General features: G+C 73.9%; 16 protein-coding genes. 10 read left to right on the top strand and 6 right to left on the bottom strand.

The window, feature by feature from the left end:
- Window positions 1-397: 397 nt before the first annotated feature.
- The 7 genes from H0H10_RS13375 (at window position 398) to H0H10_RS13405 (ending at window position 5,292) form a co-directional block, all read left to right on the top strand.
- Window positions 398-553, top strand: coding sequence for a hypothetical protein (locus H0H10_RS13375; protein WP_373566837.1), 156 nt, complete (start codon window positions 398-400; stop codon window positions 551-553).
- Entirely contained in the window at window positions 550-1,002 is a 453-nt protein-coding gene (locus H0H10_RS13380; protein ID WP_188181150.1) for a monovalent cation/H+ antiporter complex subunit F, read from the top strand. Before H0H10_RS13375 ends, H0H10_RS13380 begins: the two co-directional genes overlap by 4 nt.
- Window positions 995-1,258, top strand: coding sequence for a hydrogenase subunit MbhD domain-containing protein (locus H0H10_RS13385; protein ID WP_188181151.1), 264 nt, complete (start codon window positions 995-997; stop codon window positions 1,256-1,258). The genes H0H10_RS13380 and H0H10_RS13385 overlap by 8 nt, the downstream gene beginning before the upstream one ends.
- Window positions 1,255-2,040, top strand: coding sequence for an MnhB domain-containing protein (locus tag H0H10_RS13390; RefSeq protein ID WP_188181152.1), 786 nt, complete (start codon window positions 1,255-1,257; stop codon window positions 2,038-2,040). Before H0H10_RS13385 ends, H0H10_RS13390 begins: the two co-directional genes overlap by 4 nt.
- A 19-nt stretch (window positions 2,041-2,059) precedes the next feature.
- Window positions 2,060-2,407, top strand: a complete 348-nt coding sequence (locus tag H0H10_RS13395) for a sodium:proton antiporter (protein WP_188181205.1) — start codon at window positions 2,060-2,062, stop codon at window positions 2,405-2,407.
- Window positions 2,407-4,179, top strand: a complete 1,773-nt coding sequence (locus H0H10_RS13400; protein ID WP_188181153.1) for a complex I subunit 5 family protein — start codon at window positions 2,407-2,409, stop codon at window positions 4,177-4,179. Before H0H10_RS13395 ends, H0H10_RS13400 begins: the two co-directional genes overlap by 1 nt.
- Before the next feature lie 159 nt (window positions 4,180-4,338).
- Window positions 4,339-5,292 (top strand): ribose-phosphate diphosphokinase, encoded by a 954-nt coding sequence (locus tag H0H10_RS13405; protein WP_188181154.1) that lies wholly within the window; start codon window positions 4,339-4,341, stop codon window positions 5,290-5,292.
- On the opposite strand, the gene H0H10_RS13410 is transcribed toward H0H10_RS13405, so the two are convergent.
- The 4 genes from H0H10_RS13410 to H0H10_RS13425 form a co-directional block, all read right to left on the bottom strand.
- Window positions 5,258-5,644 carry an anti-sigma factor antagonist gene (locus H0H10_RS13410; RefSeq protein ID WP_188181155.1) on the bottom strand — a complete coding sequence of 129 codons (387 nt, stop codon included), beginning with the start codon at window positions 5,642-5,644 and terminating at the stop codon, window positions 5,258-5,260. The two genes, H0H10_RS13405 and H0H10_RS13410, sit on opposite strands and share 35 nt — an antisense overlap.
- Window positions 5,645-5,792: 148 nt before the next feature.
- Window positions 5,793-6,743 (bottom strand): NADP-dependent oxidoreductase, encoded by a 951-nt coding sequence (locus H0H10_RS13415; RefSeq protein WP_188181156.1) that lies wholly within the window; start codon window positions 6,741-6,743, stop codon window positions 5,793-5,795.
- 56 nt (window positions 6,744-6,799) lie between these two features.
- Window positions 6,800-8,431: an amidohydrolase gene (locus H0H10_RS13420; protein WP_188181157.1), complete on the bottom strand. Its 1,632-nt coding sequence runs from the start codon at window positions 8,429-8,431 to the stop codon at window positions 6,800-6,802.
- A 34-nt stretch (window positions 8,432-8,465) separates the two neighbouring features.
- The gene (locus H0H10_RS13425) at window positions 8,466-9,968 is read right to left on the bottom strand and encodes an APC family permease (RefSeq protein WP_188181158.1); all 1,503 of its coding nucleotides are present in this window, start codon (window positions 9,966-9,968) and stop codon (window positions 8,466-8,468) included.
- 135 nt (window positions 9,969-10,103) lie between these two features.
- Here H0H10_RS13425 and H0H10_RS13430 point away from each other — a divergent pair, with 135 nt between their 5' ends.
- Window positions 10,104-10,826 carry a TetR/AcrR family transcriptional regulator gene (locus H0H10_RS13430; RefSeq protein WP_188181159.1) on the top strand — a complete coding sequence of 241 codons (723 nt, stop codon included), beginning with the start codon at window positions 10,104-10,106 and terminating at the stop codon, window positions 10,824-10,826.
- 79 nt (window positions 10,827-10,905) lie between these two features.
- Window positions 10,906-11,298 carry a VOC family protein gene (locus H0H10_RS13435; RefSeq protein WP_188181160.1) on the top strand — a complete coding sequence of 131 codons (393 nt, stop codon included), beginning with the start codon at window positions 10,906-10,908 and terminating at the stop codon, window positions 11,296-11,298.
- A gap of 54 nt (window positions 11,299-11,352) precedes the next feature.
- Here the strand turns inward: H0H10_RS13435 and H0H10_RS13440 are convergent, their stop codons facing one another.
- Together H0H10_RS13440 and H0H10_RS13445 are read right to left on the bottom strand one after the other, a co-directional pair.
- Entirely contained in the window at window positions 11,353-11,652 is a 300-nt protein-coding gene (locus H0H10_RS13440; protein WP_188181161.1) for a DUF4235 domain-containing protein, read from the bottom strand.
- A 49-nt stretch (window positions 11,653-11,701) separates the two neighbouring features.
- Complete coding sequence (locus H0H10_RS13445) at window positions 11,702-12,727, bottom strand: glutathione S-transferase family protein (RefSeq protein ID WP_188181162.1); 1,026 nt, start codon at window positions 12,725-12,727, stop codon at window positions 11,702-11,704.
- 177 nt (window positions 12,728-12,904) lie between these two features.
- On the opposite strand from H0H10_RS13445, the gene H0H10_RS13450 reads away from it, so the two are divergent.
- Entirely contained in the window at window positions 12,905-13,825 is a 921-nt protein-coding gene (locus tag H0H10_RS13450) for a cation diffusion facilitator family transporter (RefSeq protein ID WP_188181163.1), read from the top strand.
- Window positions 13,826-13,831: the final 6 nt, after the last annotated feature.

Consider the following 13,831-nt stretch of genomic DNA (forward strand, 5'->3'; position numbering starts at 1 on the left):
CCGGCCGGCCGGGAGCGGCCGCGCCCGGCGGCACGGGGGCCCGGCCGGGCGCGCGGCCCCCGGGCGGCGCGGCGCACGGGCTCCCGCGCGCGCCGCGGACCGAGGGCGCCGGGCGGTCGTACGCCAGCCGTCAACTGCCCCGTGGCTCAGGCCGGTTCCGCGCCGCTCCACCGACGGTCCACGCCGTACACGGATCTTCCGGCCGTCCGTCCCACCGGTTTTCCCTCGCCCTGCCGGGGCACTCCGGCCGGGACGCCGCAGCGCGCCGCCGCCCGGCACCGTCCGTGCAGTGCTTGGATGACCGCCAGGGCGACGCGAAAAGGGGCGAATGCGGCAGAGCGGGCATCCGGACGGGCCGTGGAGGTGGCGGGTGAACCGGCGCGGGACATTCCTCGCCGTGGCCGAGGTGGCCGCCTGGTGGGCGGCCCTCGTCGCGCTGTGGCTGGTGTTCGTCAGCGCCGTCGACCCCCTCGAAGTCGCGGTCGGCGCCGGCGCCGCCGGGATGACGGCGCTCGTGGCACGAGCGGCCCGGCGGGCGGTGACCGGCCGGTGAACGGCTGGATCCTGACCGTGACCGCCGTGCTCGGCGCGGGTGTGGGAGCCACCCTGTGGGGCGTGGCCACCGGGCCGCTGCGCCGCCGGGTCGTCGCCCAGAACCTGTCCACCGCGCTGGCCTGCCCCGCCCTGCTGCTGCTCGCCCAGGGCTACGAGCGTCCCGCCTACGTCGACCTCGCCCTCGTCCTCGCCCTCCTCGGCCCCGTCGGCACCCTCGTCTTCGCCCGGCTGCTCGCCGGGGAACTGGCCGGCGACCCGCCGCGCGCCGGGGCCCTGACCTGGTCGGCCGCGGCGCTCGGGGCCGGCGTGGTGCTGGTTCTGTGCGTCGTCGAAGGGCCGAGCCGCGCACTGGTGAAGCTGCTGGTCGTGGGCGCGCTGCTGGTCGGCGGCAACCTCCTCGCGTCGCGGGCGCTGTCCGGCGGGATGACCGGGGCCCGGCGTGGCTGAGGCGGTGATCGTCGTCGCGCTGCTGCTGGTCGCCGTGTCCGCCACCGCCGCGGTCGCCGTCCGCGACCCCGTGCGCCAGTCCCTCGTCCTGGCCGTCCTCGGCGTCGTCCTCGCCGTGCTGTTCACCGTGCTGCAGGCGCCCGACGTCGGCCTGTCGCAGCTGGCGGTGGGCTCGGCCCTGACGCCGCTGCTGCTCCTGCTGACGGTGCGGAAGGTGAGACGGCGCGGCCGGCGGGACGAGGAGGGCGGGCCGTGAACCCACGCACCCGGCTGTGGCTGGTGGCGACGGGCGGTGCGGGCCTCGCCGCCCTGCTCGTCGCCGCCTGCCTGCGGCTGCCGGACTTCGGCGGCGACCGGCACCCTTACGGCGACCGGGCCGTCCGCGCCTCCCTCGAACGCCATGTCGCCAACACCGTCGCCTCCGTCAACTTCGACCAGCGGGCCTTCGACACCCTCGGCGAGCTGACCATCCTGTTCGCGGCGGTACTGGGCTGCATGGTCCTGCTGCGCCAGACCCGCGACGAGCACCGGGCCCCTCCCGAACCCGCCGACGTGGCCCTGCCCGTGCGCCGCTACGCCCTGCTGGTGCTCCCCGTCGCCCTGCTGACCGGCCTGTACGTCGTCGCGCACGGGCAGCTCAGCCCCGGCGGCGGCTTCCAGGGCGGCGTCGTCGCCGCGACCGCCCTGCACCTGCTCTACCTGGGCGCCGACTACCGCGCCCTGGAACGCGTCCGGCCGATCGGCCCGTACGAGGCCGGTGACGCGCTCGCCACCTCGGCGTACCTCGTCACCGGCGTCGCGGGCCTGATCGGCGGCTCCGCGTTCCTCGCCAACACACTGCTGCCGTACGGCATGTTCAACACCCTGGCCTCCGGCGGCACCGTCCCGCTGCTGAACGCGGCCGTCGGCATGGAGGTCGCCTGCGCCGTGGTCGTCCTGCTCGCCGGGTTCCTGGACCAGGCCGTGGAGATCGTGGAAGAGGGCGAGGACGGCGAGCGCGACGACGACGGCCACGACCACGAGGAGCCCGGGAAGTGATGCCGCTGTGACCGCCGTACTGCACGTCCTGCCCTACCTGGTCGCCGCGTGGGTCTTCCTGGCCGGCGCCTACGGCCTGGCCACCAGCCGCAATCTGATCCACGCCGTCGGCTGTCTGTCCGTCTGCCAGGCCGCCACGTACGTCCTGCTGCTGGCCGTCGGCTACCGCGACGGCGCGACCGCGCCGGTCTTCTCCGACATGGCGCCCGGCACGCGCCCCGTGGTCGACCCCGTCGTGCAGGCGCTGGCCCTCACCGACGTCGTCGTCGGCGCCACCGTCACCGCCCTGCTGCTCGCGCTCGTCGTCCAGGTCGCCAAGCGGCACGGCACGGTCGACCCGGACGAGCTGACCGAGCTGCGCGGCTGATGCACCGTCTGCTGCCGCTCCTCGTCGCCGTGCCGCTGCTCGGGGCCGCCCTGCTGGCCGCGCTGGGCCGTGTCCTGCCGCGGGTCGTCGCGGAGAGCGTGGGCTGCGCCGTCTCGGCCGGGACCGCGGCGCTCGCGGTCGTGCTGCTGCCGCACTCCTCGCCGCCGCTGGTCGAGTGGGCCGGCGGCTGGGAACCGGTGCGGGGGTACGGCGTCGGCATCGTCCTGGTCGGCGACGGCCCCGGCCTCGGCATGGCCGCGCTGGTCTCCCTGCTGACGCTCGCCGCCCTGGCGTACTCCTGGCGCTCCTTCGACGAGCCGCCGCACGGGCACACCGGGGCGTTCCCGGCCCTCATGCTGCTCTTCCAGGCCGGCATGTGCGGCTTCGCGATCGCCGGGGACCTCTTCAACGCGTTCGTCTGGTTCGAGCTGATGGGCGTCGTCGCCTACGCCCTGACCGGCCACCGGGTAGAGGAGGCCAGGGCCGTGCAGGGGGCGCTGACCTTCGCGATCGTCAACTCCCTGGGCGGGTACGCCCTGCTGATGGGCATCGCGCTGCTGTACGCCCGCACCGGCGAGCTGGCCATGGCGGAGATCGGGCGGGGACTGGACGCCGGGGGCCCACCCGACGCGCTCGTGCTCGCCGGCTTCGTCCTCGTCCTGACCGGTCTGCTGGTCAAGGCGGCCGCGGTGCCGTTCCACTTCTGGCTGCCGGACGCGCACGCGGTCGCCCCCACCCCCGTGTGCATGCTGCTGTCCGGCGTCATGGTCCAGCTCGGCGTGTTCGGCGTCTGGCGGATCCACGGCACCGTGTTCTCCGGGCCCGGCGGGCTGCCGGCCGGCGACGTGGAACGGGTCCTGATGGTGCTCGGCGCGGTGACCGCCGCGATCGGCGCGCTGATGTGCTGGTACCAGCGCCACATCAAGCGGCTGCTGGCGTACTCGACGATCGCCCACACCGGGCTGTTCCTGCTCGGCGTCGGCACGCTCACGCCCGAGGGCGACGACGGTGTCGCGCTGTACGTCATCGGCCACGCCGGGGTGAAGGCCGCGCTGTTCGCGTGCACCGGCATCCTCCTGGACCGGTTCGGCAGCGTCGACGAACACGTCCTGCACGGCCGGGCCGGGGCGCTGCGCGGTGTCGCCGTGATGTTCGCCGCCGCGGCGCTGGGCCTGGCGGGCCTGCCGCCCTTCGGCACGGCACTCGGCAAGTCCGTCACCGAGGAGGCCGTGGGCGGCCCGCTCACCGTGCTGTACGTCGTGGTGAGCGCGGTGACCGCCGGGGCGGTGCTGCGGGTCGCCGCCCGGGTGTTCCTCGGGCTCGGTCCCAGGCCGCGGGAAGCCCGGGGCGAGGACGCCTACGAGACGACGGGCAACGGCGAGGAGCCCGAGACGGAGCAGCGACTGGTCCGGGTCCCCGACACCATGACGGCGGTCCCCGCGCTCCTGCTCGCCGGGGCGCTCGCCGCCGGGGCCGTCCCCGGCTTCGCCGACGCGGTGGCCCGTGCCATGAGCGAGGCCACCACCGCCGGTCTCGTCCACACCTCCGTGCACTGGACGCCCGTCGGCATCGTGCTCGGGCTGGTGTCGACGCTCCTCGCGGTGGGCCTCGCGGCCGTCGCCGTCACCCGTCCCGAGCTGCTCGCGCCGCCGGCGCGGGCGCTGCCGCTGCGGCGGCTGCAGTCCGGGCACGTCGGGGACTACGTGGCGTGGCTGCTGGTGGGCACCACCGTCCTGGGCGTCCTCGCCCTGCCCGCGGTCCTGACGGGGTGACACGTCGCAGGCCCGCCCGGCGCACTCCGGGACGGCCGGCACGTCTCGGCTCGCGCGGCGGGAGGGGCGGATGTGCCGTGCGTTCTCCCCGGGGCCCCCGGCTCCGGTCTTCCGTAGCATGAGATTCCCGGCCGGACAGGATCACGCGAGGAGCGGTCCGTGCGAGACATCGCCGTGTTCAGCGGTAGTGCCCACCCCGACCTGGCCGAGGAGGTCTGCGCCCACCTCGGCGTTCCCCTCAGCCCCACCCGGGTCAGCCGGTTCGCCAACGACTGTCTGGAGGTGCAGCTGCGGGCCAACTGCCGCGAACGCGACGTCTTCCTGATCCAGCCGCTGGTCAGACCGGTCCAGGAGCACCTCGTCGAACTGCTGCTGATGTGCGACGCGGCCCGCGGGGCCTCGGCCGGGCGCATCACGGTCGTGATGCCGCACTACTCCTACGCCCGCTCCGACAAGAAGGACGCACCCCGCATCTCCCTGGGCGGGCGGCTGGTCGCCGACCTGCTGGTGGCGGCCGGCGCCGGCCGGGTGCTGGCCATGACGCTGCACTCGCCGCAGGTGCACGGATTCTTCTCGGTGCCCGTCGACCACCTGCACGCGCTGCGTGAACTGGCCGCGCACTTCCGCCGGTACGACCTGTCCCGTACGACGGTCGTCTCGCCGGACCTCGGCAACGCCAAGGAGGCCGCCGCCTTCGCCCGGATGCTCGGCGCCCAGGTCGCCGCGGGCGCCAAGCAGCGGTACGCCGACGACCGGGTCACCATCAGCGCCGTCATCGGCGACGTCGCCGGCCGCGACGTCATCGTGCTCGACGACGAGATCGCCAAGGGCAGCACCGTCCTGGAACTCCTCGACCGGCTGCGGGAGGCCGGCCCGCGCAGCGTCCGGCTCGCCTGTACGCACGGGCTGTTCGCGGCCGGTGCCCTCAAGCGGCTCAGCGAGCAGCCGGAGGTGCTGGAGATCGTGTGCACCAACACGGTGCCGGTGCCCGCCGACGACCACACGGACAAGCTGCGGATCCTGTCCATCGCCCCCGCGCTCGCCGAGGCCGTGCGCCGCATCCACAACGGCGAGTCGGTCAGCGCCCTGTTCGACGCGCCGCCGGCAGACTGACGCCGAGCACCTCCTCCAGGGTCGGCCGCGGGGGCAGCATCCCCGCCAGACCGGTGATCCGCAGCATGCGCAGCGTCAGGGGGTGGGTGCACACCAGGTGCACCTGGCCGCCCTGTTCGAGCACCTGGTGGCGGGCCCGGTACAGCAGCCGCAGTCCGGAGCAGTCGAAGAACTCGATCCGGCGCAGGTCGATCACGATCCGGGCGCCGGGACGCCCCGTCTCCCGGTCCAGATGCGGGGCGATCTCCGCGGCCGATGCGATGTCGATCTCACCCCGGAACTCCAGCACCGTGTGACCCCGGTGGCGATGAACACGCAGATGCCGGGTGGGCGACGCGGATTCCTGCCGCACGACGACAACGCCTCCAGCCTGCGGGTGGGGGGACTGCGGGAACCACAGGTGACTCCAACAGCCTTGCTCACCCAGCAAGTTACCCTCGATGGAATGAATTTGAGCATGTTCGATTGACATATGTCATCGAATTCTCAGAGCCGGTCGGTCAGTCGACCACGAGCACCAGCTTGCCGGTGGTGCGCCCGGTCTCGCCGGCGGCGTGCGCCCGGGCGGCGTCGGCCAGCGGGAACGTCTGCGCGATCGTGGCGCGCAGCCCGCCCGCCTCGACCAGACCGGCGATCTCCCGCATGTCGCTCCGGTCGGCGTCGACGAGCATCCGGACCGCCCGTACGCCGAGCCGCTCGGCCTCCTCGTAGAAGTCGTCCGACCCGATCGGCAGGATCGACACCACCACCCCGCCCGGGCGCAGCACGCGCAGCGACCGGACGGAGGTCTCGCCGCCGATCGTGTCCAGGACGACGTCGACGTCCTTCACGGCCTCCGCGAAGTCCGTCTCCCGGTAGTCCAGCGGCTCGTCCACGCCGATGGAGCGCAGGAAGTCGTGCTTGCCCGCGCTGGCGGTGCCGATCACGTGCGCACCCCGGGCCTTGGCGATCTGCACGGCCACATGGCCCACGCCGCCGGCCGCCGCGTGGATCAGCACCCGCTGCCCCTGACGGAGGTCCGCCCGCTCCACCAGGGCCTGCCAGGCGGTCAGCGAGACCAGCGGGAGCGCCCCGGCCTGGACGTGGTCGATCCCGGCCGGCTTGTGCGTGAAGGTGCGCGCCGGGGCCGTGACGTACTCCGCGTGGGAGCCGTGCCCGAACGGGTAGGACAGCATGCCGAAGACCTCGTCGCCCGGCCGGAACGCGGCGACCCCGATCCCCACCGCCTCCACCACGCCGGAGACGTCCCAGCCCAGCACGAAGGGCGGCGCACCGAGGAAGCCGCCGTTCGCCCGGTGCTTCCAGTCCGTGGGGTTCACTCCGGCGGCCCGCACGCGCACCAGCACCTCGTTGGGGCGCGGTTCGGGCCGCTCCAGCCGTACTTCCTTCAGGACCTCGGGACCGCCGAGGACGTCCTGGCTGATGGCTCGCATCATGTTCACGTCGTCCATGGTGACCCAGCCTGCCCGCTCGCGCTCGCCCGTGCCACGGCGCGGTCGCGGCGCGCTCACACCTCGGCAGCCGCGTAGACCCTCTCGCCTCCCACGTACGTCAGCGCCACCCGCGTCGACGCGATCTCCTCCAGGGGTCCGGCGAACGGGTCGCGGTCCAGGACGACGAGGTCCGCCAGGGCCCCCGCGCACACCCGGCCGGTGTCGTCGAGGTGGTTCACGTACGCCGAACCCGCCGTGTACGCCGTCAGGGCCGCCGCCAGGCCGATGCGCTGCTCCGGCAGGAACACCGGCGCGTCGCCGTCCGGTCCGACCCGGTTCACCGCGACATGGATCCCCTGCAGCGGGTCCGGGCTGCTGACCGGCCAGTCGCTGCCCGCCGCGAGCCGGGCGCCGGAGGCGAGCAGTGCGCCGAACGGGTACTGCCGGGCGGCCCGTTCGGGCCCCAGGAACGGGATCGTCAGCTCGTCCATCTGCGGCTCGTGGGCGGCCCACAGCGGCTGGACGGTGGCGGTGGCGCCGAGCCGGGCGAAGCGCGGCACGTCGTCGGGGTGCACCACCTGGAGGTGCGCGAGGTGCGGCCGGGTCTCGCTCGGCCCGTTCGCCCGCCTGGCCGCCTCGACCGCGTCCAGGGCGTCGCGCACCGCCCGGTCACCGAGCGCGTGGAAGTGGCACTGGAACCCGAGCGCGTCGAGTTCCGCCACGTACTCGGGCAGCTCCTGCGGGTCCAGGAAGGCCGTGCCCCGGTTGGCGGTGGCGCAGCCGCACCCGTCCAGGTACGGGTCCAGCAGGGCGGCGGTGCCCGTCTCGGCGACTCCGTCCAGCATCAGCTTGACGCTGGTCGCGCGGAACCGGCCGTGGGTCAGCGCCGCCCGCCGCTCGACGAGTTCGGGGATCTGCTCGGCCCCGCGCTCCCGGTCCCACCACAGCGCGCCGACGACCCGTGCGGTGAGCGAGCCGGCGCGGGCGGCGGCCAGATACGCCTGCGACGGGTCCTCCATGCCGAGGAAGTCCCCGACGAGCGCGTCCTGCCAGGCCGTGATGCCGAGCGCGTGCAGATGCCGCTGGGCGCGCAGCAGCGCCGCCAGCCGCTCGGCGGGCCCGGCCGGCGGGGTGAGCCGCCCGACCAGTTGCATCGCGCCCTCCTGCAGCGTCCCGCTCGGCTCACCGGCGGCGTCCCGGTCGATCCGTCCGTCGGCCGGGTCGGGCGTGTCGCGGCCGATGCCGGCGCGTTCGAGGGCCCTGCTGTTGACCCAGGCGCCGTGGTGGTCGCGGTTGGGCAGGTAGACCGGCCGGTCGGGAACGGCCGCGTCCAGCAGCTCCTTGGCCGGCGTACCGCCCGCGAACGCCTCCATGGACCAGCCGCCGCCGGTGATCCACTCCTGTTCCGGATGCGCGGCCGCGTAGGCCCGGACCGCGGCGACGGTCTCCTCGGCGGTCCGGGTCCCGGTCAGGTCGCACCGGCCGAGCTCCAGGCCCGCGGGCATCGGATGGACGTGCGCGTCCTGGAAGCCGGGCAGCAGCAGCCGCCCGGCGAGGTCGACGACCTCCGTGCGCGGCCCGGCGAGGTCACGGACCTCGTCGTGCCCGACGGCGGTGACGCGGTCACCGGTGACGGCCACGGCCGTCGCCGTGCGTCCCTCGGGGGTGAGGACGGGTCCGCCGGTGAAGAGCAGGTCGGCGTGCATGGTCACTTCCTTGTCGCTGGGGGAACGGGGCTTGTCACTCGGGGGCCGGGACCAGGCGGGGCGCGTCGGCGTCGGTGCCCTCGCCGGTGCGGAAGTACGGCGATCTGCGCACCCACTTGGCCCACGCGGCGGCCACCAGGCCCGACGCGATCATCACCAGGGGAGTGAGCAGCAGGAACCAGCCGTTGTCGGGGCTGACCTCCAGATGGTCGGCGGATCTGTAGAACGACCAGCCGAGGTAACCGCCGAGGGCGAGCAGCACGGCCGCGCTCAGCGCGGGCAGCACCACCGCGCGCAGCCCCTGCCGCCAGTCCTCGCGCAGCAGGGAGCGGAAGCGCACGGCCGCCGCCAGCGCCGTGAGCGCGTACGACAGGGAGACCACGATCCCCACGGCGTTGACCGTCGCCATGATCATGTCGGCCAGGCGCGGGACGACCAGGGCGAGCGCCGCGACCGCCGTCGCCAGCGCGCCGACCAGCAGTGTGCCGACGGCCGGTGTCCCGTACCGGGCACTGACCCTGGACCACACCGGACCGAGCGTACGGTCCCGGCTCATCGCGAACATCCCCCGTGCCGTCGGGATCACCCCGGCCTGCAGCGAGGCGACCGCCGAGAACATCAGCGCCACCAGCGGGAGCGCCGCCAGCGGCTGGGCGGCGAGCCGCTCTCCGAAGTACGCCAGCCCCTCGGCGCCGTGGCCCGCCAGCTCTTCCTCGGACAGCACGCGCTGGAAGGCGACCGAGCCCAGCAGGAACAGCCCCAGCATCGTCACCAGGGTGATCAGTCCGGCGCGGGAGGCGTCCCGGGAGTCGCGCACCTCCTCGCCGACGCTGAACGCGGTCTCGAAGCCCCAGTAGCAGAACACCGTCAGCAGCAGCCCCTGGGCCAGTGCGGTGGCCGACGGGATCGCGAACGGGTCGAACCAGGAGAGGCTGAAGGGGTGCGGGCCGGTGACGATGCCGTAGCCGCAGAAGCCGAGCAGGACCACGTACTCGAAGACCAGCAGCCCGGTCTGCAGCCGCGCAGCCGTCCGCACACCCCGCACGGCGGTCAGCGTCACCGCCGCCAGCACCACGACGCCCAGCGCCGTGGTCTGCGCCGTCGACCCCGGATCCAGTACCAGGCCGCCCACGCGGTGCGCCCCGGCGTCCTGGGCGAGCTGGATCAGCGCCGACCCGGTGACCGCCGTGGTGTACGCGAGGAAGGCCACCGTCGCCACGATGTTCACCCAGCCGACCAGGAAACCCAGCCAGGGGCTGAGCGAACGCCCCACCCACACATAGCCGTTGCCCGCGTTCGGCTCCACGCGGTTCAGCCGGGCGTAGGCCCCCGCGATGCCCAGCACCGGCAGGAACGCCAGCAGCATGATCGCGGGCAGGTGCAGCCCGACCACCCCGGCCGTGACGCCCAGGCCGATGCCGATGCTGGTGGTCGCGGCCGTGCTGGACGCGGCGATCGCGATGCCGTCGACCACGCCGAGGGACTTGCGCAGCACGGGCCGCGCCGGTGGGTCGCTGCCGTAGGGCTCGTCGGTCATGCCGGGTCTCCGCTCGCACCAGGGGGCCCGGTCGGCCCCGGTGACCGCACATGAAACTGCCCGGGTACTCAACAGGTCAACGCTGTTGTCATAAGGTGCGCACACGGCTGTCCACGGCACCGCAGGAGGCATGTCATGACCGAGCGCGTCGTCCCGCCCGCCGCCCGGCGGCGCAGACGGCCCACCAAACAGGGCGTCGTGCTGTCGGAGGAACTGATCGTCGCCACGGCCCTCAGGCTGATCGAGGAACACGGCGCCGACGCCCTGTCCGTCCGCCGCCTCGGCCGGGCCCTGGGGGCCGACCCCAGCTCGCTCTACCGGTACTTCCGGCACACCGACGATCTGATGCTCGCCATCGCCGACGAACTGATCGGGCGTACCCTGCGCACCTGGAACCCCACCGGTGACTGGCGCGCCGACCTGCGCGAACTCGGCCTGCGCATGCACGCCGGGGCGCTCGCCCACCCCCGGGCGGCCGTCCTCAGCTCCTACCGGGTGACCGGGCGCGTGCACGAGATCGAGGCCGTGGAGGCCATCCTCGGTGTGCTGCGCGGCGCCGGCTTCCCCGACGCCGAGGCGGTGCGGATCTACCACGCCTTCGTCGACCAGACCCTCGCCTTCGGCGCCCTCGACTCGGCCTCCACCGCACTGCCCGGGCCCGCCCGCGCCGCGGAGGCGTCGGTGTGGCGCGCGACGTACGCCCGGCTGCCCGCCGGCACCCACCCCAACATCGCGGCGACGGCGCGCCACCTCGTCGCCGACATGCCCCGCAGCTCCTACCCCGCGGCCCTGGAGCTGCTGCTGGAGGCGGCCGAGGCACGGCTGACGGCGTGTCAGCGACGGCCGGTGGCCGAGTGAACGCGGCCGGACGGGACATCCGCAAGGTACGGGGCGACGGGACACGACCGTCCCGTCCCCGTGACCCTTCGGAGGAGACATGGCACTGGTGAACGCGGGCGTCGTGGTGCTCGACTGCGCCGAGCCCGAGAAGCTCGCCGAGTTCTACACGGCGCTGCTGGGCGCGCAGCACACGGAGGTGAGCGCCAACCGGATCGAGATCAGGGGAGCCGACGGCTTCCGCATGGCGTTCCGGCGGGACGCGAACGCCACCCCGCCGAGCTGGCCCCGCCCCGAGAACTCCCTCCAGGCCCATCTGGACTTCGTGGTGGAGGACCTGGACGCGGCCGAGCGGGGCGTCGTCGGCCTCGGCGGGCGCCCGCTGGAGGCGAAGGACGCCCCGGGTCCCTACGAGGAGCGCGGCTTCGCCGACCCGGCGGGTCACTCCTTCACCTTGCGCCGCATGGCGCCGACGGCACCCAAGCAGGGCTGAGGCCCTGCCCGCGTGCCGTCGGCGCCGCGGTGCGGCGGGAGGGACGGGCTGCGGTCAGTCCCGCCCGCCCGCTTCCTTCGTCGGCCAGACACCGGTCGAGCGTGCGATGGCCTTGGCACCCGTACGGTCCACGGCGCTGCGCACCACCGCGAAGATGGCGCCCTGGACCGCGGCGGCCAGCAGAATCTCCCCCCAGCCGCGGTCCGGGTCCAGCGCGTCGGGCGCGTCGTCCTCGTGCCGCATGATCTTCCACGTCTTCTGGAAGGCCATCCCGGCCAGCGCGCCGCCCGCCCAGCCGAGCACGAAGCCGACGGGCTTGTAGGCGAGGGGGAGCTTCTTCTTTTTCTTGCCCACGGGGATCTCCTTCGGTCGGTGAGCGGAACGGGGCCTGGGAAGGGGGCGGTCAGGGCCTGCCCCGGGCCGGGACCTCCTCCTCGGCGCGGACCGGTTTCGGTGGTGTGCCCTCGCCGAACGGCCGGCCGCCCAGCTCCTCGCGGTGATGGGGCGTGAGCCAGCCGGACAGGTCCGGGCCGAGCGGGACGACGGCCGTCGGGTTGATGCCGGTGTGCACCTGGTAGTAGTGGCGCTTGATGTGGTCGAAGTCGACGGTGTCGCCGAATCCCGGCGTCTGGAAGAGGTCGCGGACGTACGCCCACAGCACCGGATTCTCCGTCAGTTTCCAGCGGTTGCACTTGAAGTGGCCGTGGTAGACGGCGTCGAAGCGGACCAGCGTGGTGAACAGCCGGATGTCCGCCTCCGTGATCGTGTCGCCGACCAGGTAGCGCTGCCTCTCCAGCCTCGGCGTCAGCTGTTCCAGCCGCCGGAACACGCCCGAGCAGGCGGCCTCGTACTCTTCCTGGCCCGTGGCGAAACCCGCCCGGTACACACCGTTGTTGACGTCCTCGTAGACGCCCGCCATCACCTCGTCGATCTCGTCGCGCCGTGCCCGCGGATACAGGTCGGGCGCCCCCGGCCGGTGCAGGGCGGTCCACTCGGTCGCGAGGTCCAGCGTGATCTGCTGGAAGTCGTTGGTGACCAGCTTTCCGCTGGGCACGTCCACGATCGCCGGCACGCTCACCCCGCCCGGGTACCCGGTCTCCCGCCGGTCGTACGCCTCGCTGAGGAAGCGGATGCCGAGGACCGGATCGCGGCCGTCCGGGTCCAGTGTGAACCGCCAGCTGCGGTCGTCCTGGATCGGGTCGGCGATCGCCAGGGACAGGGCGTCCTCCAGGCCCAGCAGCCGCCGGGAGACCAGTGCCCGGCTCGCCCACGGACAGGCGCGGCTGACCACCAGACGGTAGCGGCCCGCCTCCACCGGCCAGCCGTCCCGGCCGTCCGCGGTGATCCGGTCCGCGAAGTGGCTCCTGGACCGCTTGAACGCCTTCCTGCCGTACGCGCTGTTGCCGAACTGCGCGCTGTCGCCGCTCATGCGCCCTCCTGTGGTGGTGTGCCCTGGTGGACACGTTCCCCGTTTTCGGCCATCGGCACTGGTGAGCCGTCCGAACGCGGGTGTGAGCCGCCCCGGCCGGGGCAGACGGCGAAGGTGAGCGGGACATCTTCGAGCGCCGGGACGGGCCGGAAGCCGGATCGCAGGACACGTGTCACCGTGCTGGTGGCCCTGGCGGCCAACCTGGTGATCGCGGCGGCCAAGGCCGCCGGCGGCTTCCTCGCCGGATCGCCGGCCCTGCTGTCCGAAGCGGCGCACTCGGTGGCCGACAGCCTCAACGAGGTCTTCCTCCTCGCCGCCCTGCGCCGCAGCCGTCGCCCGCCCGACCGGCGGCATCCCTTCGGCTACGGGAAGGAGCGGTTCTTCTGGTCGCTGCTGGCGGCCGTCGGGATCTTCGTGATGGGCGGCTGCTTCTCGTTCTTCCAGGGCGTCGAGGCCCTGCGGACGGGCGCGCGGGAGGACCTCGGCGGCTACGTGGCCGGACTGGTCGTGCTCGCCGTCGCCTTCGTCGCCGAGAGCGCCTCGCTGCTGCGCGCCCTGCACCAGGTGCGACGGCAGGGCGGGCGGTCCGCCGGCCTGCGCGACCCGGCCCTGCGCACGGTCGTCGCCGAGGACGGCACCGCGGTGCTCGGCGTGACCCTCGCCGCGATCGGCATGGTGCTGCACCTGGTCACCGGGCAGGTGGTGTGGGAGGCGTGCGCCTCGCTCGCCATCGGCGCGCTGCTCGTGTACGTCGCCTACCGGCTCGGCCGCGAGGCCCGTGACCAGCTGATCGGCGAGGCCGCCGATCCGGAGGCCAGCGGCCGGATCCGTGCCCTGCTGCAGGCGCAGCCGGAGATCGACAGCGTCGAGGCGCTGTTCACGATGAAGACGGGACTCGACTCCGCCCTGGTGGCCGCCCGCGTCGACCTGGTGCCCGGCCTGGACAGCGAGCGGGTCGAGGAGGCCGCCGTCCGCATCAAGCGGTCCATCGCGCGCACCGTCCCCCAGGCGGAGCAGATCTTCCTCGACGTGACCGACCGCCCCGCGCGGGAGGCAGAGGAAAGCCCCGCCGCGACGGGGGAACGCGGCGGGGCCTGACCCACG

It is taken from the genome of Streptomyces griseicoloratus (genome assembly GCF_014534645.1).
Taxonomy (GTDB): domain Bacteria; phylum Actinomycetota; class Actinomycetes; order Streptomycetales; family Streptomycetaceae; genus Streptomyces; species Streptomyces griseicoloratus.

Coding starts and splice junctions, on each gene's coding strand:
- H0H10_RS13400 (WP_188181153.1), top strand. CDS start 2,407: ATGCACCGTCTGCTGCCGCTCCTCGTCGCCGTGCCGCTGCTCGGGGCC.
- H0H10_RS13415 (WP_188181156.1), bottom strand. CDS start 6,743: ATGGACGACGTGAACATGATGCGAGCCATCAGCCAGGACGTCCTCGGC.
- H0H10_RS13420 (WP_188181157.1), bottom strand. CDS start 8,431: ATGCACGCCGACCTGCTCTTCACCGGCGGACCCGTCCTCACCCCCGAG.
- H0H10_RS13425 (WP_188181158.1), bottom strand. CDS start 9,968: ATGACCGACGAGCCCTACGGCAGCGACCCACCGGCGCGGCCCGTGCTG.
- H0H10_RS13430 (WP_188181159.1), top strand. CDS start 10,104: ATGACCGAGCGCGTCGTCCCGCCCGCCGCCCGGCGGCGCAGACGGCCC.
- H0H10_RS13435 (WP_188181160.1), top strand. CDS start 10,906: ATGGCACTGGTGAACGCGGGCGTCGTGGTGCTCGACTGCGCCGAGCCC.
- H0H10_RS13445 (WP_188181162.1), bottom strand. CDS start 12,727: ATGAGCGGCGACAGCGCGCAGTTCGGCAACAGCGCGTACGGCAGGAAG.